This is a genomic window from Fibrobacter sp. UBA3629 (assembly GCF_002374005.1).
GTDB lineage: Bacteria > Fibrobacterota > Fibrobacteria > Fibrobacterales > Fibrobacteraceae > Fibrobacter.
The window spans coordinates 4,800-28,756 of record NZ_DFLC01000028.1 but is presented as its reverse complement, the minus strand read 5'-3'; the positions used below and the strand labels follow the sequence as shown (position 1 = coordinate 28,756).

The window sequence follows — 23,957 nt, the reverse complement described above, 5'->3', positions numbered from 1 at the left end:
AGAAGCAGGGCCTCAAGGGCGTGACCACCGAAACGGGTGCTGGCCAGTGGGGCACCGCCCTTTCGATGTCCACCGCTTTCTTCGGACTGGACTGCCAGGTCTACATGGTGAAGGTCTCCTACGAACAGAAGCCGTTCCGCCGCGAAGTCATGCGCACCTACGGTGCTAGCGTCACCCCGTCGCCTTCCATGACGACCGACATCGGCAAGAAGATCAACGCCGAATTCCCGGGCACCACGGGTAGCCTTGGCTGCGCTATTTCCGAAGCCGTGGAAGCCGCCGTGAAGCAGCCGGGTTACCGCTACGTTCTCGGTTCCGTGCTGAACCAGGTGCTCCTCCACCAGTCCGTCATCGGTCTCGAAACGAAGGCCGCTCTCGACAAGCTCGGCGTGAAGGCCGACCTCATCATCGGTTGCGCCGGCGGTGGTTCCAACCTCGGTGGCCTTATCAGCCCGTTCGTCGGCGAAAAGCTCCGTGGCGAAGCCGACTACGACATTCTCGCCATCGAACCGGCAAGCTGCCCGAGCCTCACTCGCGGTAAGTACGCCTACGACTTCTGCGATACCGGCAAGGTCTGCCCGCTCGCCAAGATGTACACGCTGGGCTCCAGCTTCATTCCGTCCGCAAACCACGCCGGTGGCCTCCGCTACCACGGCATGAGCACCATCCTCTCTGAACTCTACGACCAGAAGCTTATCCGCGCTGCCTCCGTGGAACAGACCAAGGTGTTCGAGGCCGCCAAGCTCTTCGCCCAGACCGAAGGCATCCTCCCGGCTCCGGAATCCAGCCACGCCATCCGCGCAACGATCGACGAAGCCCTCAAGTGCAAGGAATCTGGCCAGGCGAAGAACATCGTGTTCGGCCTCACCGGCACGGGTTACTTCGACATGGTCGCCTACCAGAAGTTCAACGACGGTGAAATGAGCGACTACATCCCGACGGATGAAGATATCGCCAAGAGCCTCGCCCAGCTTCCGCAGGTTCAGGGTTAATCCCTAATTTGTCATCCCCGCCTCCGAGCGGGAATCTTTCAGAATTGAAAAGGCCCCGGATCCAAAGTCCGGGACTTTTCATATTCAAGGAGTTCCTTAATTCTTGCGGCCCGTCACGCGGTAGCGGTACTCGCGTCCGTTTTTCTTGACGCGGACAAACAGGGACTGTTCCTTCGAGTCAAAGTAGAGTCGCGGTTTCTGCGAATCCACAGCACGCTTGCCCGTAAGAACCGGGTTAACCGTCGTCGAATCGTCCCCGGGGCCTACCGACGTAGAATCGTCGGCTACGGTGTACCACTGCGCATTCTCGATACTTGCGGTCGCGTCGGTCGGGGGCGTCGTGAGGTTCGCGCCGTAGTTCGCATTGTTCAGCATGCCGTCGTCGACCATGCCGTAGAACACGCCCTTCGTAAGTTCCTTCGTGAAGTTGTTCTCGAGGTCGCCTCGCAGCTGCGCCGTGCCGGAAAGCTTCTTGCCGTTTACCGCCCACATCACGCCATAGACCTGCGCGTAGTCTGTCACGGTGGTGTTCACGATAATCGAAATCGCACCCACCTTCGCGTGCCCGCTGATGGCACCGCTCACGAGCCATGCGTCTTCTTCGAGCACGGCATCGTCGGAGATTGTACCCGCGGTTACGAGCGCACGCCCGCGGACAATGGCGTTTCCGCTGATGGTCCCGCCATTAATGACCGCGAAATCCTCGATTCGCGCGTTTCCCGAAATCGTACCGCCGTTCACGACCGCATCGGGGCCCACGTACACGCTCGCATCTACCTTCGCCTTGCTGCTCACGAGGCCTCCGCCGTTGCTATGCTGCTTGTAGCCGCTCGCATTCGCGGGCTTCCAGAAATCCTTGTTGTAGCCTTCGGGAGCGCCGTTTTCTACTTCGATCATGTACGGGTAGCGGTAAATGCTGTAGTAGAACTGGTCCCAGAGAATCGTCTGCATCTCGGTCGGCGTTGCCGTCACGGCCAGCCACAAGGCCTTGTCATTTGCCTTCGTTTCGATTTCCAGGTTGAATCCCGTGCCATGCTTCATCTCGCTATAGCGCGGCGTTCCATCGCTGCCTTCCGCCACAAGGCCGACAGTCCATCCCGAAGCCGGGTTCGGCAACGCATCCGGCGCGTAGTTGCACCACCTGTACGTCTTGCCCATGTAGTAATCCGTATTGTCGCCAAAACAGGTGTAACCGTTCACGGTCGGCTTGTCCTGCACGATTCCGCGGAACTTGACCGTGACCTTCCCCGCCTTTTCGGGGTAGATGCGCACCAGGTTGTAGCCCCAACGCTGCGGTGCCCAGTAGGAGGGAGAAATGTAACGGTCCGCGCACGCCTCGCCCGCCGTACATTCCATCTTGTTCAGCATGGTCACGCGCGGGTGCCTGCGGTAATTGTCGCCCCAGCCCGAAGCCTCGCGCCTCGTCGCAAATTCGTAATCGCCCCAAGACTTCTTGTACAACGCCTTTTTCGCGGGCGTATATTCGAGCGTCGCGTTCTTCATCGCGAACTTGCCAAACTGCTGGTTCAAACTATCGAGCGACCAGCCGTAAACCTTCATCATGGCCGTAAACGGAGTCTGTTCCATGCGGCCGGCTTCCCCATCGCGGATGGATTCCATCCATATACGGTTCACCTCGTGCGCGCCCTTGTTGCCGCCGCCGAATTCCTCCTTAAGGTGTTCGAAGAACTGCCAGTTGCAGTAACGGTCACGCGTAGAGCCGTAGTAGAGGAACGGGTAGTTGATAAGGTATTCCGCGCAGTGGGCGTCGTTCGGGTTGTACTGGTGCGCCATCCAGTTTGCGTGGCATTCCGCAAACCAGCCCGAATGGCTGTTATTGCCCATCCAGCCCGCCACTCCCTGCAGGCCGTGCGCAAACTCGTGCGAGGTTCCCCAATAATCCTTGAGGGAGCCCACGCCAATCCACATACCGGGCCCGTATTCGCCGTTCAGGCCCTTCACGTAGTCCTGCCCGCCGTAGAGCGCCGCCATCACGGAGTTGTCGAACACGTAGATGTTGCTCTTGAGCTTCCTATCGGGGCTACTCGGGAACGGGAGCATCCATCCGAGCGAATCGATGTAGAACGAGAACACCTTCTCGAGCGACTGAAGCACGCCCTGCGCATCCGCCGTAGGGATAGACACGTTGTTTGCCTGCCCGTCATCCGTCTTGGGCTTCTTGCAGACCTCGAAATGCTCCGATTCAGCAATCAGCGTAAAGCCGTTGCTTGCGCACTGGTTTACCCACTCAATGGCCGCGGCGTTCGAAACCAACCCCGCCACGGCAAACCCAACCAACATCCTGTTCAATTTCATTGCGTACTCCAATTAATACCGCACAAAAATTCCGACACACCCGCATCGGCTACTAGTGAATTTATCCTTTTTTGCGCAAAAAAAGAAGGGCTCCGGAATATTCCGGGCCCAAAAGCGTGTAAAATCCGTGCAGAAACTACTGGTTGCGCCCCAGTTTCTTGAAGTCGGGGGTGAGCTTCGCGCAGGCGCTGTCCTTCGGGGCGCTGCGGTACAGCACGAGCTCCTTCTCGAAGAACCCCTTCGTAGAGGCGCTCACGCTCCACTTGCTCCCCGCGGGGCAATTTTCCAACAGTACCTTCGAAACCGCAGTAAAGCGGCCGCCCGTTACCTTGTAGTCAAATGCGCTTGTCGATAGCGAGTCGGGAATCTGCAGGGCCGCCGCATTGCCAACCGCCTTGCTCTTCGCGTAAAACGCCTTCTGGGCTTCCATGTACTCGACGGCCTTCTGCTGCATTTCCGCGATGGAATCGGAAACCGACGCGGCCTTCACCGTCTCGTGGCAGCTACGCACTGCAAAAAAGGCAACCACAACCGCCACCACGACAGCAACCGGCAGGGCAATCTTCTTGAGCGGGACATTCCCCACCTTCGCAATGACTTCGCGCAGGGATTCGCCCGACTCTTCCGGGGCGGCCTCGCCCGTTTCCCACTTGAGCAGCCTGAGCGCCACAAGGACATGCACGAACTGTTTCGGCAACGCAAGCCCCAGCACCGCAATCACGAGCAGGACAATCGCTATCACCATGAATACGGCCAGGGCGCTTTCGGCAGACGGAAGCAAGCCCTGAACCTCCTTAAGGAGCGAAAGAAGCTGTTTGTCCTCGGCAAAGTTCTGCGAGGCGAAACGCCCGGTGAAGTTGTTGTAGCGGGCAAGCCCGAGCTTTACACCGTCGGTAGCCATCACGAGTACTGCCGAGAGGGCGCGTTCAATAAACAGGAACACCATGCCCACAAGCGCTATCACGCAGGCAATCAGCCGCGCCGTCCGTACCGGAGTCAAACCCGTATTTTTCGCATTATCAATCATCAACTGTCAACCATCAACAATTAATCATCAATCATCAACTATCAATCATCAATTATTTTCCCGCCAGTTCTTTCGCGAGTTTCTTAGCTGTGGTAAAGTCAGCCTTTCCGGTACCGAGCTTCGGGACCTTCTCCACCGCATACGCCACCGCAGGCAGCATAATCGGGGGGAATCCGCTTGCGCGCAGTTCCGAAAGCACGTCCTTCGGGTCCTTATCACCCTGGTAAAGGAGTACAATCTTCTCACCCTTCGCGGAATCGGGAATGGAGGTCACCACGTAGTCGCAGCCCTCGAGCACCGGCGTATCCTGGATCTTCTTTTCCACTGCACCGAGGCTCACCATCTCGCCACCGAGCTTGGCAAATCGGCTGTAGCGGTCCACAATCGTGAGGAAGCCGTCCTCGTCGAGGTAGCCCTTGTCACCCGTACGGTAGTAGCGCTTGCCGTTAATCATCGTAATCACGCTCTTGGTGCGTTCCTCGTCCTTGAGGTAGCCCACCATCACCTGGCAGCCACCGATAAGGATCATACCCGCCTCGCCCGTAGGCAGGGGTTCGTTCGTATCGGGGTCCACAATCAGGAACTGCGAGCCCGGGAGCGCCATGCCCACCGTGCCCGGCTTGTTGTTCACCTGCATGGTCATGTAGTCGCTGTGCAGGTTGTTCTCGGTATTGATACTTGCCACCGGGGCGGTCTCGGTACAGCCGTAGCCCTCGTAGATTTCCTTACCGAACTTGAGGCGGAACGCAGTAGCAAGTTCGGGGCGCAGGGCTTCGGCACCGGCGATAATCAGGCGCACGTACTTGAGTGCCATCGGGTGCACGTAGCGGCTAATCGTAAATGCACGCAAGAACGTCGGGGTCGCCACGAACGCAGTCACGCGGAATTCCGCACAAACTCGCGCCATCGTCTTCACGTCGGTCGGGTCGGCCACGGTTACAATCGGGCAGCCTTCCGTGAGGTTCAACAGCGTAGTCACGGTAAGGCCAAAGCTATGGAACAGCGGGAGTTCCGAAAGCATCACGTCAGCGCGTGTCACGTTGAAAATACAGGCGAGCTGCTGGATGTTGCCCATGAGGTTCCTGTGGCTCAGCATCACGCCCTTCGGGGTTCCCTCAGAACCCGAACTGAACATGATGGCCGCGATATCGTCGAGCTTCACGCGCTTGCGGAAGCAGAACTTGATAAGCCAGCACGGTGCAATAATGCAGAAGACCAGGTAGAACGCAATCTTCGCCTTCGGGATAACCTTCATGAAGTCTTCCGCATAGAAAATGCGGAGTTTGTCGCTTGCAATCTGCGAGTAGTCGTTCCCGCGCATCTTGAGCTTTTCCACGAACTGCCTGCTCGTAATCACCGTCTTCACGTCGGCGCGGGCGGCGCAGAACTTTACGTTGTCCACAGAGGAGGTGTAGTTCAGGTTCACGTTCGTCTTGCCCAAAAGCCAGAGAGCGAGGTTCACGATGACGCCTGCCGGAGAAGGCGGCAACATGATGCCCACGTTCTTCTCGTCGGGGCCAAGAATCTTCTTCAGGTGCCTGCTGAATGCGATAACCGCGCCCATCAGCTTGAAGCCGGAGAAGTGCCCGCCATCGGGATTGTATATGGCAGGGCCGTGCTTCACGTACTTCTTGTAGGTGCGAATCCAGCTGTCGCCGATAGGCTTCACGAACGAGACCGCATAGTTCCAGGCGCTTATGGAAATGTTGCGGATGATGGTGCGGACCTCGTTTGCCGGTGTAGTTGCGGGAATGGACTCGCCAAATGCGACGGTCACGGTACGTTCCGCAGAAGCGCCGTACATGTCGGAACCGCTATAACTGTAGTTGGAGCCCCACAGGCCCTGGATGTAGAACGGCACGACCTGAGCGTCGGTGCCCTCTACCGCCTTCGAATAGTCGATGCTGAACGGTTCAACGTGCGGGGAACGGGCCACCTCGCCCGTCGGGAAAATCACCACCGCGTGGCCCGCCATGAGCTTCTCGTGAATCTTCTTCATGGCGTCTTCGGGATGGCGGTTATCGATACGGATGCTCCCCAAGCGCTTGAGCATGGAGCGCAGGTACCACTTCTCGAAATGGTCCTTGTTGCTAGCGATGCACAGCGGGCGCGGGCAGGCCATCTGCACCATAGCCCAGTCAATAAAGCTGTGGTGGTTACCGACCAGGAGCACCGGACCGTCGTTCGGGATATTGCCCACGTTGAGCACGCGAATCTTGTAACGGCTAAACACCAGGCGCAACAGCGAGCGGACAAGCGCCTGCGGAAGGTTCAGAATGGACCAGTAGAACACGCCCACCGAAATGAGCGCGAGGCCGATAAAGTAATACGGCGGTTCAAGAGACGTGTAGCGGACCAGCGAGGAATAGATGAACAGGAACACCACGAGCACAAGGGCCTGTATCATGTTCGCGAGCGCAATGACCCAGCCCGAATTATTGGGACGGGTGTTGTACTGCAAGAGCGCATTCACCGGAACGAGGAACATGCCACCGAAGATACCGATTGCCGTGTAGAGGATAGAGAGCGCCACCGGATGCACGAAGAACGGGATAAGGAACATGCAGAGCGATGCACCGATCATGCCGAGCGGCACAAAGCCCGTCTCGATAAAATCCTTCGAGTTATGTGCCGCAATGATAGACCCCACCACGAGGCCCACGACGGCAAACGCGAGGTAGTTCTGCATGGTGTTGACTGTCTGCGAACCCGAAACATCCTGGAACACAAGCAGGAACACCTGGGCAAGAGCCCAGAACATCGAAAGCGCAATGATGGAGGCACGAAGCGTGCGATGACGCCAGCCAAAGCTCAGGCGGCGGCGGGCTACGGAGAACTTGATGTTCTTGTCGTTGTACTTGACCTTCGGGATAAGGAAACTAGCGACCGTACCGAGCACGCTCACCGTAACGAGAATCCAGGGAATCACGACAGACTTCGAAATAATGACCCCGACAGCCTCGTAGCGCACAAGCGCCTGAAGGTCGATAAGGTTCACGCCAACGATGGCAAGCCAGCTCGAGGCGATTATGCCTATCAGGGAGAAAATCTGCAGGAAAGCGTTCGCGTAGCTCAAGTGGTGGACACCGAACATTTCACGGATAATCGCGTACTTTGCCGCGCTATGGACCGCAAAACCCGAAGACAGGCCGATAGAAAGCCAGAAAGCCACTCGCGGGCAGTTACAGGTGACAAGGACCGCCTGGGCGATAACAAATAGCGTCATGAACAGGGAGGACCACGCGAGCACCTTGTTCTTCGAGAATCGGTTCGAGAAGAAACCGGCGGGCCAAATCATCAGCACGTAAGGCGCGATGAAGAAAATCTGGAGCATGAACGTCTGCCAGGTCTGGCCGGTGGTTGCGCTCGTAAACGAGCCCGAGAGAATCTTTTGGGCATAGATAAACACGCCCATCTGAACAAACACTGTCGCGAGAATCGATAAGAAATAGCGGACAGAACCTTTAACTTTCCACATGAAAAACCCTTAATTTGACCTGCGGGGGCTTTTCCCCGCAGGATTACAATTCGGGTGTAAATTTAGAAAATAGCACGTTTTGCCTCAACGGCTAGGCATCAATCGTTCGATTTCATCGGGCTCTTTCGGGATATTTTCCGAAATATTGCGGAATCCGCCCTTGGTTATCAGCAGGTCATCCTCGATGCGGATGCCGATTTTTGCAAAAATGCGCTTGCCGCGGAAAACGCCCGAAAATTCGCCATAGAGTCCCGGCTCGCAAGAGATAAGCATTCCGGGTTCAAGGGTGACATCGAGCGAACGGGAACCGGGGTCGCCCTCGTGAATCTGTTCCCCGATAAAGTGGCTCACCCCGTGCGGCCGCCTGTCGTACAATAGTTTATACGAGCCCTTCGCGCCGCGCACCAGCCGCGTTTCGAGTTCCTGCATGATAAAATCCCAGGGGACATTCCCGATTTCCCTCAGCGACACGCCCGGGCGCACGAACTTCTGGTATTCCTTCGCCGCATCGAGCACTATCCGGTAAAGCAGCTTCTGCAACGGATTGAAGCGCCCGTTGACAGGCAAGGTGCGCGAAATATCGCTGTGGAGCGACCCGATTCGCACGCCGAAGTCCAGGAGGACCATCTCGCCTGCACGCAGGGGCTCGTCGTTTTTCACATAATGCAGGCAGCAGGCGTTCTCCCCGCAAGCGCAGATTGTCGGGAACGCAAGGTCGCCGTCGCTGTGGCGCTGCATCTCGTAGTCGAGCATGAGCGAGAGGTCGCGTTCGGTACGGAGCTCGCCAAAACGCGAAAGCACTTCGCGAAACGCCCCGTCCGTCACCTTCTGGGCCGCCTCGGCATCCACAATGCGTTCCGGTTCCAGCGGCAGACGCAGTTTCCAGTGCAGCGGAGCCGCACTCCGGAGCACAACATCCATGCCGCGCAAGGCCTTGAGCATCGACTTGCGGAATCGGTCATTGTGGTCGTCGCGGAACTTTTCGAAGAAATACGCATAGGCATGCCCACCCTTCGGGAGCCTCGTCGCCCGCATCGCAATCTCGTCCCAGAGTTCGGATTCGGGACGCACGTCGGCAATCCCCGTCACCTTCCGGACCCCGCTATCGCCTTTCAGGAAACCGAGACGCCTTCCGTTCCAGAACTCCCTGAACGGGTCCTTCGGGGGCACAAACAGAATTTCCTCGTCCGTTGCAGGGTCCAGAAGCAGGTAGCAACCCGCCTGGTTGATGCCCGTGAGGTAAAGAAACGCCGGTTCCTGCACAAACTTGTTCCAAGTCTGCACATAGGCCTCCTCCGAGCCCGGATCGGCCGGTATTCCGGCAAAGACGCAGAACGAGTCGAGAGCCTTCAACATGGCCCTACGGCGTTTTTTGTACAAATTTTTGGAATTGTAGCGCGGGGAATCGATAAAAACCTGCGAATAGGGTCGAGAAAAAGCCTTTGTTGCCATTTTTTCCTCAGGAAAAGTAAAATTTCGCCATAAATTTACCATTTTAGCGCTCTTTCCGTTTCAAATTATTATAGATTTTAGGCATCACAGACTAGAATGGAGCCTGAACAAATGTCACTTACAAAAAAATGGAAAGTTATCCTTGCATCCCTTTCGTTCGCACTCTTGACCGCATGTGCCGGCTCCTCCGGTGGCGGTAGCGAAGGCTACAGCGGCGATGACGGCGATGAAGCCGCATCTGTCGAAGGCGGAAGCAGCAGCAAGCCTTCCAAGCCCAAGGAAGTTATTGACGAAAACAAGCTGAAGAAGACCGAAGACGAAGCCATGGCCGCCAACGAAGAGAACCATAAGCTCCGCAAGGAAATCTTCGATGCCAAGAACAAGTTGGGCATTCCGGTGGAACGTCCCGACGCCGAGTAGGCCATTTGGAACATTATTCCATCTCAGATAACCTGAAACGCATGATTTCGGGTGAGAACGAAACGGTTTTCCGGTTGCTGGAGAGCCGTTTTTGTGTTGAGATACTCACGCGCATGCACGGTCTCACCATCCGCGAAAAGGAAGGGGCTGACACAGCAGGCCTCCTCGCCGTGCTCGACCAGCTCAAGATAGCGGCAAGGAACGGGAACCCGCTTTCGGCAAGCGACGTTTCGCGCCTTCTAGGTGCCCCCTCGCCCGCCGTTCCCCCTCTTGGCGAATTCTCGCCCGCGCCCGTCCTCCGGAACAGGTTCGGGGTCCCGGTCGCCGCGAAAACGCGCGCGCAGGCCGAGCTGATACGCGCGGTCGGCGAGAACGACATCGTTTTCGCGAAGGGTCCGGCGGGCACCGGCAAGACCTTCCTCGCGGTCGCGCTTGCGGTTGCAAGCCTCGAAAACCACGAAGCCGAAAGGATATGCCTCGTGCGACCGGCCGTCGAAGCCGGAGAATCACTCGGTTTTTTGCCCGGCGACCTCAAGGAAAAGATCGCCCCCTACCTGCGCCCCATCCACGACAGCCTCGCCGAGCTGCTCCCGACCGAGAAACTCCGCCGCTACGAGGAAACCGGCGCCATCGAAGTCGCCCCCCTCGCCTACATGCGAGGCCGAACGCTCAAGCGGGCATTCATCATCCTCGACGAGGCCCAAAACACGACCACGGCCCAGATGAAGATGTTCCTCACGCGTATCGGCCCCAACAGCAAGGCCATCATCTGCGGGGACACATCCCAGGTCGACCTTCCCGCCGCCCAGGAATCGGGACTCGAGCACGCCATGAGGATCCTTTCCGGAATCCGCGGCATCGCACGAATCGAATTTGAAGCAACAGACGTCCTGCGCCACCACCTGGTAAAAGACATCCTGCTCGCCTACGAACAAAGAGATTCAAAGGAAAAGAGAAAATGAAGAAGAAGCAGAAGAGAATCCATCTCGCTATCGGTTGGTTGCTGATAACGGCACTTGCCATCCTCCTTTTTCCCGACAAGAACATCGCGCTACAAGCCGAACACCCGCACCTCGGGCAGCTGAGCACCCGCACCATCGTCGCAACGCTCAATTTTGACATTCCCAAGTCCCAACAGGAAATCGAGACCGAACGCCAGCGCGCCGAAGAAAAGGTGAATGCCATCTTCGGGTACAACACCGACGAGACAAACCGCATCAGCGAGGACCTCAAGCAATATCTGCACAAGCTCGCCCAGTACGGCTACCTCCAGTCACAAATCAGCGCTAGCGGAGCCAATAACGAAAGCAACGATTCCATACAAAAGAAGGTGCAACAGGCAAGCCGCATCTACGAAACGCTCAAGCAGAGAGTCTCCATTACCGCCATCCGTCCGCTGAGCCAGAACGCCAAGGCCCGCGACTCCCTGTTCGCCACATTCAACCGCATGCTCGAAAAGGGCGTATCGAACACGCTCATAGCGAAAACCGAAACCGAAGTCCAGCTTTTCAACAACAACTACAACCTCCAGAATACAAAGTATATCATCTACAACAAGCCGACCGTTTCGCTCATCAAGGATAGCGACGAAAGCACCGTCGAAATCAGCGAAATCCAGCCGCTGCAACGAAGCATCGAAGAAGCGTTCAACCAGCTACAGCGTGCCTTCCCTACCGAGCAAGCGCTCCAGAGCGCATTCTACGAAGTCCTGTACGTATTTACGCTTCCCAACGTGTTCTACCTCGAAAAGGAGACCCAGGCGCGCAAGCAAGAAGCGAGGAACAAGGTCACCCTCATCAAGGGCATGGTCCCGCGCGGCGTGGAAATCGTCTCGCAGGGCACCCCCGTCACCAAGGAAATCCTCGAAAAGCTCGAAGCGTTCCAGCAGGCCCAGCAGAAAGAAGAGAACGCGCGCACCCTCACGGCTCCCTATGGCCAGGCGCTCGTATTCTTCGTCATCATTTCCGTATTGTTCGCGTTTTTCGCGTTCTCATCCGCGACAAAATCCCTCAAGACGCCGAGACAGCTGTGGAGTCTCATGGTCATCCTGGCGCTTCAGCTCGTCGCCTACTGGATTGTGCACAACTTCTCCGGCAGTCTCAGCAAGCTGGAAATGGTCGTCATTCCCGAAGGCATCGACTTCATGTGGGTATACCCCTTCGCAGTCGCCCCTGTCATCGCGATGGTCCTCTACGAGCAGCGCGTAGGGATTGCCTTCTCCGCGTTCTCGGCCATGTTCTTCGGCATCCTCAACGGCTATGACCTCGCCGCAACGATTACCGTGTTCGGAGTCCTTTCCATCCTCACCCAGCCGCTCGCCCGCATCCGCTACCGTATCCAGTTCGTATGGTCCATCATTGCAGGAATCGTCGCGCTCGCAGGCGCCATCTGCATCATGTTCCTGCTCAGGAACCGCATGGGCGGCATTCCCTTCTACCAGACGCTCATCGCAGGCAGCGTGAACATCATCATCTGTTCCGCCATCGCCTCCGTGCTGTTCATCCACCTTATCGAACGCATCTTCGGCATCACGACCGTGCTCACACTCATGGAGATGTCCGACTTCAACCGTCCGGCACTCAAGCGTATCTCGGAGCTCGCCCCAGGCACGTTCCACCACAGCATCCAGGTTTCGAACCTCGCCGAAAAAGTCGCAGACAGCATCGGTGCGAATTCGCTCCTGGTACGTGTCATGGCGCTCTACCACGATATCGGCAAAACCATGCGCCCCGAATACTTCACCGAGAACCAGAAACAGGGCGTGAACCCACACAATAACATCGAGCCCGACCAGTCCGCAAAAATTATTGTAAGCCACGTGGAACAGGGTGCGGTGCTGGCCAAGGACTACAAGATTCCCGACCTGGTCGCCGCAGGCATCACCGAGCACCACGGGACGACACTCATCCAGTACTTCTACCATAAGGCCGTCGAAGCCGCCAAGGAAGAGGGAAAGACCGTCGACGAGTCCGTTTTCCACTACAAGGGTCCCAAGCCCCAGAGCAAGGAAACGGCCATTCTCATGCTTGCCGACATCATCGAAGCAACAAGCCGCTCCATGACGGACCAGAACCCCGAAATTCTTGAATCGATGATCCATTCGACCATCCACGGCAGATTCGACGAAGGGCAGTTCAGCGAATGCGACCTCTCCATCAAGGAGCTCTTCAAGCTCGAGAAGGCGTTCATGCACAGCCTTGACGGCACATTCCACACCCGCGTCAAGTACCCCGGCCAGAAATAGCCCCGAGCATCCAAACGGACTGCCCAGGCATCCAGAAGAGTATCCCCGCAGCAGGCGGGGATTTTTTTTGAAAAAAAAAGAAGAAAAAGCGCCCTTTTCACTTGACAAGGTGCAATATCATTTATATATTTGGCTCGTTGACTGATTTATCGGTCAAAACCACTCTGGGGTGGTAGCTCAATTTTGGTTAGAGCACCGGCCTGTCACGCCGGAGGTTGCGAGTTCAAGCCTCGTCTATCCCGCGAAGAAGTCCTCTCGAAAGAGAGGACTTCTCGTTTATTGAGCGAAGTGAAACAACCGCCCCCAGCCTCCCAAAACTAAATTTCACCTCCCACGTCCTCATTCAAGGCAATCGCTAAACACAGAAAAGCCCGCGCAGTGCGCGGGCTCTGAAACTTTGCATTACTGCCTAGGGCTATCTTTTCTTCTTTTTCTTCTTGCCCTTCTTGTCTTCCTTGGCGGGCTTTTCCTCTTCCTTCGGCTCTTCGACCTTCGGAGCCGGCTTCGGAGCATTGCCACGCAGGTCCTTCATCTTGAAGGTGACATTGACTTCGGCAGTTTCGACCTTGGAGTAGACCCCACCCGGATCCTTCACCTTGAAGGTGAATTCATCGAGGCCAGAGAATCCGCGGTTCGGCGTGTAGGTGAAGCTACCGTCGCGTTCGTTCAAGTCGATCTTGCCGTTACGCGGACGCTGCACCAGCTGGGCAGACACGGGCTTTTCGCCATCGGCATCGGAGACGCCTGCGAAGAGGCCTTCGGAAGCAGGAACCTTGAGGGTCTCGCCTTCCTGGACCATGTAGGTCTGGCTCTTTGCCACCGGCGGGTCGTTGACGGCCGTCACCGTGAACGTAGCCGTCTTCGAAGCCTTCGCGCCATCCGGGTCAGACACCGTGAAGGTGATGCGTTCCGGCTTGCCGTTCCAGTTCTCATGCGGCTGGGCTACCGTAATCGTCCTCTTGTACTTGTCGTGCTTCACGTCGAGGAACTTGTTGCCGCTCCAACTCCACTTGAGCTCTTCGTTCCTGTGGTCCTTGTCGCGAGCATACTGGTCAAGCTTGATGACAGCGATTACGCCGCCATGGTCATCTTCCTTGATGGTGTAGTCAGGAATGTCGCGCATCACGGGGACTGCATTCACATGCTTCACCACGAACTTCACGACAGTCTTGTCCATGCCACCGGCCGGATCCTGGGCCATGAACACAAGCGTTTCTTCGCCAAACCAATCCTGCTTCTTGGGCTTCACGACAGCCTCGCGGCCACCGGAAATCATCACATCGAGGAACTTGGCTCCCGTCACCTTCCACTTGATTTCGTGAGCCTTGTGATCGGGGTCGGATACATACTGGTCGAGTTTAATCGGCTTGAAGGACTTGCCTTCGAGCGTTTCCTGGCCCGGAATTTCCTTCACGACCGGCGGATCGTTAACCGGCTTCACCGTAAACTTAACATTGACGGAAGCCTTTTCGCCCGACGGATCAAATACGTTCACGGTCACGGTTTCGGTTCCGTTCCAGAACTTGTTCGGAGTTTCGCAGGTCAGCACGCCCTTGTCGCTAATGTTGAAGATGAGCTCATGCTTCACAGGAGCCTCTTCAGGTTCGGCATGCTTGTGCTTCTTGCCCTTCTTGGCAGGGGCATCCTTTGCACCCGGCTTGTCGTTGTCGAGCGTCCACTTGAGTTCCTCAAGTTTGTTATCCGGGTCGTTCACCACCTTACTGAAGTCGAACGGCTGGAACTGCCTCTTTTCTTCGATGACGAACGGCTGCACCGGTTTGAGCGTCGGCGGGTCATTCACCGGGGTCACCTCGAAGGTCGCGTTCGAAGATGCCGTAGCACCGGAAGGATCCTTCACAGTGAACGTGATGGTTTCCTTGCCGAACCAGTTCGGATTCGGGGTCACAACCATCGCGCGGCTGCCCTTGATATCAACCTTCAACTGCTTGTTGCCAGAAACAGACCACTTGAGTTCAGACGGCTTGTTATCCGGGTCCTCGGCAGCCTTGGAGAGGTCGACAGGCTCGAAGCGTTCCTTTTCCTTGATCTTCTGACCGGCAATACGCTTAATGGTCGGCGGGTCGTTCACCGGAGTCACCTCGAAGGTAATCTGCACGGATGCCTTCGCGCCTTCCGGGTCAATCACATCGACCTTAACCTTCTCGGTACCGCTCCAGAACTTGTCCGGAGTCGTGACTACAAGTTCCTTCTTGCTGTTCACGGAGGCCTTCAGGGCACGCGTGGAGCCGATTTCGAACTTGAGCGCTGCGAACGGGTGGTCCGGATCGGAAACGAACTGGGAAAGCTCAATCGGCTTGAAGTGTTCCTTTTCCTGGATAGACTGGATAGGAATCGGCTTGATCACCGGGGCGTCGTTCACGGACTCCACGAGGAAATTCGCAGTCTTCGAGGCCTTCGCGCCTTCCGGGTCAGTGACCGTGAAGGTGACATTGCGTTCACCATGCCAGTACTTGTCGGCAATCTTGATATGGGCAATGTTCCTGTTGTCGATTTCGACCTGGAAGTCGTCAGCAGGGACCGGAGCCGGAGCCGCTTCTTCTTCCTTCTCATCCTTGCCGCCCTTCTTGCCCTTCTTTGCAGGCTTCTTGGACTTCTTCTCCTCTTTCTTGGGAGCAGGAGCCGCAGCGGCCTTGGCAACAGTAGCAGTCCACGTGAGCTGTTCGGGCTTGTGGTCCGGGTCACGCACGAACTTGTTCAGGTCGATATCCTTGAACTGGCCTTTCTCCTTGATTTTCTGGTCCGGAATGTCCTTCATTTCGGGAGAGTCGTTCACGGAGGTAATCTCGAAGGTCACCGTCTGCGACGTTTCTGCGCCGTCCGGGTCCTTCACAATAAGCACCATCGTCTCGGGAGCGCACCAGAAGTACTTATCCGGAGCAGAGACGGTAAGGATGCGGCTCGGGGAAATTTCAGCCTTGAGCTGCTTGTTGCCCGAAACCTTCCACACGAGTTCGTTCGGCTTGTTATCCGGGTCCTTCACGTATTCGTCGAGCTTGATCTGCTTGAACTGTTCCTTTTCCTTGATCTTCTGATCAGGAATCTTCTTCGCGAGCGTCGGCGGGTCGTTCACGCGGGTCACCTCGAAGGTCATCTTGTGGTTGGCAGATGCACCTTCCGGGTCGGTCACCGTGAAGGTGAGCATTTCGCGGCCGGACCACTGCGGATCGGGCACGGAAACGATTACCGTGTTATCCTTACGCATGTCGACCTTCAGCTGCTTGTTGCCGGAAACAGTCCACTTGAGCTTGGATGCGGCGTGGTCCGGGTCATGAGCAAGGTTAGAAAGGTCGATGGTCTTGAAGCGGCCACCCTCGCGGATGGTTTCGCCCTGCGGGGCCTTGTCCGAAATCTTCGGAGAGTCGTTTATGGAGCGCACCTCGAAGCGGGCGGTCTTCGAAACCTTCGCGCCTTCCGGGTCGGTCGCGGTGAACGTGATGTTTGCCGCACCGTTCCAGTACTTGTTCGGGATTTCGATGGTGGCCACCTGCTGGGCATCAATCTTCACCTTCAGCATATCGCCTGCAGGCGCATTTTCTTCTTCCTTCGCGACCTTCGCGCCCTTCTTGCCCTTCTTGGCGGGCTCGGCACCGGCAAGCTTCGCGGGCTTCACGTCAAAGCTCCACTTGATTTCAGAAGCCTTGTGGTCCGGATCCTTCACGAGGTCGCCAAGCTTGATCGTCTGGAACTGCTTCTTTTCGTCGATGGACTGGTCCTTGAGTTCGCGCACGAATTCAGGAGCATCGTTCACGGATTCCACGGTAAAGGTCACCTTGCGAGAATCAGAGGCGCCTTCCGGGTCGGTAACGGTAAACGTAATCGTCTCGGAGCCATGCCAGAACGGATTCGGCTGCGTGACAGTCACCTTGTGGCTGCCATCCATCTGCACCTTGAGTTCCTTCGCACCTTCGATCTTCCACTTGAGCTTGTTCTTCGGGTGGTCGAGGTCTTCCACAAAGTTGTCAAGTTCGATAGGCTTGAACTGGCCCTTCTCCTTGATAGTCTGGCTTGCGATATCCTTCATCACCGGCACATCGTTGATGGACTTCACGGTAAAGGCCACCTGGGTCTTGGCAGTAGCGCCTTCCGGGTCCGTCACGGCGAACGTCACCTTCTCGGTGCCGTTCCACATCTTGTTCGGGGCCTTAATCGTAGCCTTGCCATCCTTGCTGATATCAATCTTCAGTTCCTTGTTGCCAGTCACTTCAATCTTCAGCTTCTCGAACGGATGGTCCGGGTCCTTGATGATGGAAGCGAGGTCAATCGGAGCGAATTCCTGCTTTTCTTCGATGGTCTGGTCGTCAATCTTGCCAATCGTCGGGGCATCGTTCACGGAGGTCACGGTAAAGAGGGCCGTGCAAGTTGCCTTGCCGCCTTCCGGGTCTTCCACCTTGAACGTAATCTCTTCGGCACCGTTCCAGTTCTTGTCCGGAATGACGATGCGCGCCATGCGGTTCTCGACCTTCACGGAGAGCTTCGGGGTGTAACCCTTCGGAGCACCCTTTGCGCCCTTCACGTCGAAGCTCCAGGTGAGTTGTTCGGGCTTGTGGTCCGGGTCGTTCACGATGTCTGCGAGGTTGATAATCGCAAACTCGCGCTTTTCGGGAATGGTCTGGTCCTTGATGGGCTTCGTGAACACCGGCAGGTCATTCACGGATTCCACGGTAAACTTCACGCTACGGCTGTCAGCAGCACCTTCCGGGTCGGTAACGGTGAACTTCACTGTTTCTTCGCCATGCCAGAACTTGTTCGGGGCGGTGACCGTCACCACGCGCTTGCTGTCCATCTGGACCTTCAGGTCCTTGTTGCCGGAGAACGTCCACTTGAGCTTGGAGTTGTCGTGGTCCTCGTCCTTCACGAAGTCGTCGAGGGCGATGGTCTTGAACTGTTCCTTCTCCTTGATCTTCTGGCTCGGGATATCCTTCATCACCGGCACGTCGTTGATGGACTTCACGGTGAACACGGCGTCGCTCTTGGCAGAAGCGCCTTCCGGGTCAGTCACGGTGAAGGTCACCTTCTCGGAGCCGTTCCACTTGGCATCCGGAGTCTTGATGGTCGCCGTTCCGTTCTTGTCGATATCAATCTTCAACTGCTTGTTGCCAGTGACCGTCCACTTAAGGTCCTTGAATTCGTGGTCGGCGTCGCTTGCAAGTTCAGCAAGGTTCACGGAATTGAACTGCTGCTTTTCTTCAATCATCTGGTCCGGAATCTTCTTGAGGGTCGGCACGTCGTTCACGGAGGTCACGGTGAACACGGCCTTCGAGGAAGCCTTCGCGCCTTCAGGGTCGGACACGGTGAACGTGATTTCTTCGGCACCGTTCCAGTACTTGTCCGGAATGCTAATCTTGGCAACCATCTGGGCATCGACTTCAACCGTAAGACCGGCGTCTTTCTTCTTGGAGCCAGCGGCAGGCTTCACTTCGATATTCCAGGTAAGATCGGAATTCTTGTTATCGAGGTCGCGAACCATTTCGCCAAGCTTGATGGGCTGGAACTGTTCCTTTTCCTTGATGGTCTGCGGCTGCACCTGCTTCACGAATTCAGGAACGTCGTTCACAGATTCGACCGTGTATGTAGCAGAACGTTCGTCAGTAGCACCCTCCGGATCGGTCACCTTGATGGTGAGCGTCTCGGAACCGTTCCACTGCGGAGAGGGCGGAGTCACCTTCATCACGCGGTTGGCATCGACGCTAACCTTGAGTTCGTGGTTACCGGTGATAGACCACTTGAGTTTTGCCTTTTCATGGTCAAGGTCCTCGACATACTTATCAAGTTCAACAGGCTTGAACTGGCCCTTTTCCTTGATAGTCTGTTCAGGAATATCCTTCATGACCGGAGTGTCGTTGATGGACTTTACCGAGAGTTTCATAGTGGTCTTCGCCACTCCCCCATCCGGGTCGGTCGCCGTGAACGTGAGCGTTTCGGAACCGTTCCAGAGTTCGCTCGGAGTCTTGAACGAGACCTCGCGGGTCTTCGCGTTGATGTTGACCTTGATATCCTTGTTGCCGGAAACTTCGACCTTCAGCTTCGAAATGTCGTGGTCCGGGTCAGAGAGGAACTCGTCAAGAACGATGGAGGAGAGTTCAGTCTTCTCTTCGACTTCCTGGTCCGGAATCTTCGTGAACACCGGCTTGTCGTTTATGGAAGTGACGGTGAGGGTAACGGCCTGCTTGATGGAAGCACCTTCCGGGTCGGTGCAGGTGAAGGTCGCGACGGCAGAGCCGTTCCAGTACTGGTCCGGAATTTCGATGGAGGCCACGCGGCTTTCGTCGATATTCACGTTGAGCGTGCCGGATTCCGGTTCCTTGCCCTGGTGCTTCACGTCGACATCCCAGGAAAGTTCGGAATTCTTGTGGTCGGCATCCTTCACGAATTCATCGAGCTTGATCTTTGCAAACTGCTTCTTCTCGTCAATCGTCTGGTTCGGAATCTGCTTGGCAAACTCGGGCTTGTCGTTCACGGAGTTCACCGTGAAGCTGGCCTCGGATTCGGCACAAGCGTTGGCCGGGTCGCAGACCTTGAACTTGAGCGTTTCGGAACCGTTCCAGAACTTGTTCGGAATACTAATGGTTGCAACACCGCCGGCGATCTTCACCTTCAGGTCCTTGTTGCCGGAGACTTCCCACTTGAGCTGTTCCATCTTGTGGTCGGGGTCCTTCACGAGCTGCGAAAGCTCAACCGGCTTGAATTCCTGCTTTTCCTCGATTGTCTGTTCAGGCACATCCTTCGTGAATTCCGGCGGGTCGTTGATGGACTTCACCGTGAAGGTGGCCTTCGTGCTAACAGCCGCACCAGCGGGGTCGGTCGCCGTGAAGGTCACTGTCTCGGAACCGTTCCAGAATTCGTTCGGGATCTTGATGTTCGCAGTACCGTACTTGTCGATATCGAACTTGAGGTCCTTGTTGCCCGCGATGGTCCACTTGATCTTCGACACGTCGTCATCGACATCGCTCACGAAATCGGTCAGGGAGATGGACTCGAACTCGTTCTTCTCTTCGATGGTCTGGTCAGGAATCTTCTGGAGTACCGGCGGGTCGTTGATGGGCTTCACTGTAAAAAGGGCCGTCTTCTTATCGCTCGCATACTCGCCGTCAGTCGCCGTAAACGTAATCTTTGCAGCACCATACCAGTTGGTATCGGGGATAATGATGGTCGCCACGCGCTTCGGGTCGATTTCCACATTCAGGTCGCCGTCGGCTTGATCCTTACCTGCCGGTTGAATGTCGAATTCCCAAAGAATCTGGTCCTTCGGGTGGTCAGGGTCGGTCACGAAATCGTCGAGCTTAATCTTCGCGAACTGCTTGCCTTCGTCAATCGTCTGTTCGGGAATGTCCTTCATCACCGGCGGATTGTTCACGGACTCGACAGAGAAATTCACCGTCTCAGAACCAACCGCACCCTTCGTGTCTTTCGCCTCGAAGGTGATGTCTTCGGAACCGTTCCAATACTGGTCCGGCACCTGGAGGTTCGCCACGCGGTCGGCCGAGATAGTCACCTTGATACTCTTGTTGCCCGAAACGGACCACTTGATCTGCGCAGGCTTGTCCATGTCATCGGACACATAGCTGTCAAGCTTGATCGGAGCGAACTTGCCACCTTCGTTAATCGATTCGCCGGGAATCCCGTTCACAGACGGAGCGTTGTTTTCCACAGCCGGAGCGGAATCGGACGATTCCTGCGCTATAACAACAGAAGCCAAAATTCCAGCCGATGCCAGAAGGGCTGTTACAGGCCAATTCTTTCTATTCATCATTCAATATCTCCCTTTATACACTTACACAAGCAATCCATCGCTTTTGTCGCGAAACAAAAACAAAACACGCTTGCCATATCATGCGTGATATCGGCTCCAAATATAATGTATTTATTTTACAAAAATCGCGTTTTTTCGCAAAAAAAAGCATTTTGCTTTAACAAAAAAAACGAAAAAACGACATAACTCGTTGATACTCAACAAGTTAGCCCTCAAAAACGAGGTCTTCTTCCAACTTGGAATAGTGAGGTAAATCTTCATCCGGTCCTGCATCCTGTTTTTATTTAGTTCCCCATCCCGTTTTTACAAAAACTTTACATTTAATCGGGACAAAAAGTTCCGAAAATTAACTTTCCGAGTTGACGAAACAATGACAACACGAGTGCAAAAAATTATCTTTGCCTCAAACAACAAACAAAAGCTAGGACTAAATATGAAATTCGTATTCCTCTGCGACGCCAACTACCTCAAGGGCGACCTGGTAAACTTCGTGAACAACTTCCCCACCAACCACGAGCTGGTGACCATGACGAGCGATGACCTGCTGCAGTCCAAGTCCGTCATGGAAGGAACCTTCGCCATCCTCGCCGAACGCGCCACGTGGCAGAAGAACTTCAGCCTGTTCCGTTACTTCGGCCTGCTCCCGATGCTCGAAGTGCTCCCGCTCGGTGTCGTTTCCCGCGGCCGCCGCGGCGAACCGCTCAAGGGCAGAAGCCAGAACAGGAACCAGGAAATCTATTTCAACCCCTCCGCAAGCCCCGAAGAACTCTACATGCAGGTCGACAAGTTCGTTGCCGCCCCGCCTAGCGGATTCTCGTACCCGAGAGGCTCCGCAAAGGTCTAAGCCCCCATGCAGCGGGAGGTTCTCGACTACCTGTACGCTCAGGGCGAGTTGGTGCTTGCGATATTCCCCGGAAATCCGGCACCGCGCGAAGCCCTCGAAAAATATGCGCTGGCCCTGAACGCTGGCGCATCTTTTGTTCTGTTTGACTACAGCAGAAGCAACGACGGGAACACGGGTATCGCGCTTGCGGATCTCTACACGAGGGCCCTCACAAACGATGAACTCCAGACTTTGCAGGCAAAGGCCGCAAGTGGCCTTGTGTTCGGCGGCTTCAGCGCCCCTCCAAACTCGGAAGAAAGCTTCAGGCTGTTCTACCGCAACCTTCAGCAAATCAAGGCCATCACGCCGCACGTTGTCGGCCTGTTTTCTGGCAAGTCCACGGAAAACATTGACTCCAATCTGGTCCATATCGCAAAGCTGATTTTAATCGGGTGCGAAAATGCAGATGACGCGAGCGCGCTCGTCGAAGACAGCCCCGCATTGCAGAAAGGATGCATTCTTTGGCTCAACGACAAAGCCCCCGACAAGAAGCGCTTTCCCAGAACCTTCAAGGCCGTCCGGCGTGGATTTTCCAAGTATATGCCGGCAAAGCTTACCTTCGGCGAAAACCCGCAGGCCTTCGCCGAAAATACCGCCTGGATTCTCAAGGGAGAAATCCTCCGCAAGAATCCGATGGACGGCATCCCGAAGCTATTCTGCATCCTTTTCCCGCTGCTGCTCGTCGCGGCCATCCTGCTCCCCTTTATCTACCCCACCAATGTAGATGCAAGCCACTCCAACATGCGCGACCGCATTCCCGAAAGGAACAAGATAGCCATGGCACCATCGTTCGAATACACCTTCGACGGCAAGGAGAACCTGTGGCGCATCGCACGCTACGCCCTGGGCCGATTCAACGCAGTCATTTCCAACGAAAAGATGATTCGCGACTACCTGGACGAAACCATTCAGGAGAACGGCTACAAAGGCGGAGGATGGGAAAAGAATATCATGGGAGTCCCGCCGCAGGGAACCGTCATCAAGTTTACAAGGCCCACGGACCAGGCCAATTCCTCGGCAGATTCCATCGGCGCGGCATGGAAATACTGGACATCGATTTTCTCGGACAGCATCGCCTACATCACCGAATTCTATCACGAACGCGCAACCAGCCAGAACCGCAAGCACAACGGCATCGATGTCGCCGGACGCCAGGGCGCCCGCATCCTTGCCCCCTTCTCCGCAAAGGCATACACCAAAAGGGATGAGCGAGGCGGGATCGTTATCGGTCTCGTCCGCGAAAAGGACGTGATGCTGTTCATGCACTGCGACCAGCTCCTTTACCTCGACGGGCAGGAAGTCATGCAGGGCGACCCCATCGCGACTGTAGGCATGACGGGCCACACCACGGGACCGCACGCGCATATCGTAACCGGGCTCGTAGACAAAAGGGGCGGGAGCCGCATCGGCAACGTTTCGTACAAAGTAATAGACCCGATTACCTGGTACTACAAGTTCAAGCCAACCAGCAGCAGATAGCCCCCTGTGACAGCAATCACGCGAGCATGCAACCGAACCCGTGACGAGCGTCACGGGCAATCTTTTATTTTTCTTTTTTGCCCGCCAAGTAAGTAAATAATTACAAATTCACCATCGCCAAGACGTCCGCATTTAAATAACTTTGTTTTCAGTTTAGGGATAGAAGGGAATTGGTAATCTTTAAGGAGATTTATAAATGAAGTTTGGATATGTGGCCTCCCTACTTTTTTCTGCAGCACTGTTGGCCGGCTGCTCTGGAATCAAAACACCTTCGGCGGATCTCGCCAGTCACGACTCGCGTCATGACATCCCCGCTATCGACCAGATGATTGTCGATATGAAGCAGGACTACATTCAGGCATGCTACCTGCCGGTCGCCAAGAGGGAACCGCCCGTCAATGCCTGCCAGACGGAACTCTTCCAGATGCTCGAACGCCGTTACCACCACGACTACACCCAGAGGCACGTGGACATGGCGAGCAACGACCTCTTCTTCAAGGACGTGAACACGAGGATTTCGGACCTCGTCCGCAAGGATCGTGAAGTCGGCAACGCCGCCCGCAGGGCCTTCAACAGCACTAGTGAGATGATGGCCTACTACCGCGAGGCCTACAAGTTCGAGACGAACTAAGTAAAATCCGGGGTCAATCGGGGTTGCGCAAGACAGCGCGGCCCCGTTTTTCTATATTTGGGCCGCATAAATCAAACTCAAAAGAGACATAATCATGGGAAAATCACTCTATCAGAAGATTTTTGAAAGCCACACGGTAGCTAAGCTCCCGAGCGGCCAGTGCCAGCTCTTTATCGGGCTCCACCTCTGCCACGAAGTCACGAGCCCGCAGGCTTTTGCGCAGCTCCGCGAAGAAGGCCAGAAGGTGCTGTTCCCGGAACGCAC

13 protein-coding genes and 1 tRNA gene are annotated in these 23,957 nt (G+C 55.8%); 9 read left to right on the top strand and 5 right to left on the bottom strand.

Annotated features, from left to right (window positions below; all coding sequences use genetic code 11):
- Nucleotides 1-992 (top strand): TrpB-like pyridoxal phosphate-dependent enzyme (locus tag B2310_RS08975; RefSeq protein WP_290730688.1); only part of this gene is annotated, 992 nt, incomplete at its 5' end.
- A gap of 96 nt (nt 993-1,088) precedes the next feature.
- On the opposite strand, the gene B2310_RS08970 is transcribed toward B2310_RS08975, so the two are convergent.
- The 4 genes from B2310_RS08970 to B2310_RS08955 all read right to left on the bottom strand — a co-directional run bounded on the left by B2310_RS08970 (nt 1,089) and on the right by B2310_RS08955 (nt 9,265).
- Nucleotides 1,089-3,308: a DUF6055 domain-containing protein gene (locus B2310_RS08970; protein WP_290730686.1), complete on the bottom strand. Its 2,220-nt coding sequence runs from the start codon at nt 3,306-3,308 to the stop codon at nt 1,089-1,091.
- A 136-nt stretch (nt 3,309-3,444) separates the two neighbouring features.
- Nucleotides 3,445-4,335, bottom strand: coding sequence for a hypothetical protein (locus B2310_RS08965; protein WP_290730684.1), 891 nt, complete (start codon nt 4,333-4,335; stop codon nt 3,445-3,447).
- A 52-nt stretch (nt 4,336-4,387) separates the two neighbouring features.
- A complete protein-coding gene (locus B2310_RS08960; protein ID WP_290730682.1) occupies nt 4,388-7,813 on the bottom strand; it encodes an MFS transporter in 3,426 nt (1,141 codons plus the stop codon).
- Nucleotides 7,814-7,897: 84 nt separating this feature from the next.
- Nucleotides 7,898-9,265, bottom strand: a complete 1,368-nt coding sequence (locus B2310_RS08955; protein WP_290730680.1) for an aminopeptidase P family protein — start codon at nt 9,263-9,265, stop codon at nt 7,898-7,900.
- Nucleotides 9,266-9,376: 111 nt separating this feature from the next.
- Here B2310_RS08955 and B2310_RS08950 point away from each other — a divergent pair, with 111 nt between their 5' ends.
- From B2310_RS08950 to B2310_RS08935, 4 genes are all read left to right on the top strand, one after another.
- Nucleotides 9,377-9,685 (top strand): hypothetical protein, encoded by a 309-nt coding sequence (locus B2310_RS08950; protein ID WP_173365592.1) that lies wholly within the window; start codon nt 9,377-9,379, stop codon nt 9,683-9,685.
- 41 nt (nt 9,686-9,726) lie between these two features.
- Entirely contained in the window at nt 9,727-10,647 is a 921-nt protein-coding gene (locus tag B2310_RS08945; RefSeq protein WP_290730678.1) for a PhoH family protein, read from the top strand.
- Complete coding sequence (locus tag B2310_RS08940) at nt 10,644-12,929, top strand: HD family phosphohydrolase (protein ID WP_173381465.1); 2,286 nt, start codon at nt 10,644-10,646, stop codon at nt 12,927-12,929. The genes B2310_RS08945 and B2310_RS08940 overlap by 4 nt, the downstream gene beginning before the upstream one ends.
- Before the next feature lie 166 nt (nt 12,930-13,095).
- Nucleotides 13,096-13,171: transfer RNA gene (locus B2310_RS08935), tRNA-Asp, on the top strand.
- 173 nt (nt 13,172-13,344) lie between these two features.
- Here B2310_RS08935 and B2310_RS08930 read toward each other — a convergent pair.
- Entirely contained in the window at nt 13,345-20,700 is a 7,356-nt protein-coding gene (locus B2310_RS08930; protein ID WP_290730676.1) for a tandem-95 repeat protein, read from the bottom strand.
- 433 nt (nt 20,701-21,133) lie between these two features.
- Here B2310_RS08930 and B2310_RS08925 point away from each other — a divergent pair, with 433 nt between their 5' ends.
- The 4 genes from B2310_RS08925 to B2310_RS13360 form a co-directional block, all read left to right on the top strand.
- On the top strand, nt 21,134-21,544 hold the full coding sequence (locus B2310_RS08925) for a hypothetical protein (protein ID WP_173365588.1): 411 nt from the start codon (nt 21,134-21,136) through the stop codon (nt 21,542-21,544).
- Nucleotides 21,545-21,550: 6 nt separating this feature from the next.
- Nucleotides 21,551-23,062: a M23 family metallopeptidase gene (locus tag B2310_RS08920; protein WP_290730674.1), complete on the top strand. Its 1,512-nt coding sequence runs from the start codon at nt 21,551-21,553 to the stop codon at nt 23,060-23,062.
- Nucleotides 23,063-23,258: 196 nt separating this feature from the next.
- Nucleotides 23,259-23,693, top strand: coding sequence for a hypothetical protein (locus B2310_RS08915; RefSeq protein WP_173365586.1), 435 nt, complete (start codon nt 23,259-23,261; stop codon nt 23,691-23,693).
- A 94-nt stretch (nt 23,694-23,787) separates the two neighbouring features.
- A partial coding sequence (locus B2310_RS13360; protein WP_349679646.1) for an aconitase family protein occupies nt 23,788-23,957 on the top strand: 170 nt, incomplete at its 3' end.

Coding starts and splice junctions, on each gene's coding strand:
- B2310_RS08970 (WP_290730686.1), bottom strand. CDS start 3,308: ATGAAATTGAACAGGATGTTGGTTGGGTTTGCCGTGGCGGGGTTGGTT.
- B2310_RS08965 (WP_290730684.1), bottom strand. CDS start 4,335: ATGATTGATAATGCGAAAAATACGGGTTTGACTCCGGTACGGACGGCG.
- B2310_RS08960 (WP_290730682.1), bottom strand. CDS start 7,813: ATGTGGAAAGTTAAAGGTTCTGTCCGCTATTTCTTATCGATTCTCGCG.
- B2310_RS08955 (WP_290730680.1), bottom strand. CDS start 9,265: ATGGCAACAAAGGCTTTTTCTCGACCCTATTCGCAGGTTTTTATCGAT.
- B2310_RS08950 (WP_173365592.1), top strand. CDS start 9,377: ATGTCACTTACAAAAAAATGGAAAGTTATCCTTGCATCCCTTTCGTTC.
- B2310_RS08945 (WP_290730678.1), top strand. CDS start 9,727: ATGATTTCGGGTGAGAACGAAACGGTTTTCCGGTTGCTGGAGAGCCGT.
- B2310_RS08940 (WP_173381465.1), top strand. CDS start 10,644: ATGAAGAAGAAGCAGAAGAGAATCCATCTCGCTATCGGTTGGTTGCTG.
- B2310_RS08930 (WP_290730676.1), bottom strand. CDS start 20,700: ATGATGAATAGAAAGAATTGGCCTGTAACAGCCCTTCTGGCATCGGCT.
- B2310_RS08925 (WP_173365588.1), top strand. CDS start 21,134: ATGAAATTCGTATTCCTCTGCGACGCCAACTACCTCAAGGGCGACCTG.
- B2310_RS08920 (WP_290730674.1), top strand. CDS start 21,551: ATGCAGCGGGAGGTTCTCGACTACCTGTACGCTCAGGGCGAGTTGGTG.
- B2310_RS08915 (WP_173365586.1), top strand. CDS start 23,259: ATGAAGTTTGGATATGTGGCCTCCCTACTTTTTTCTGCAGCACTGTTG.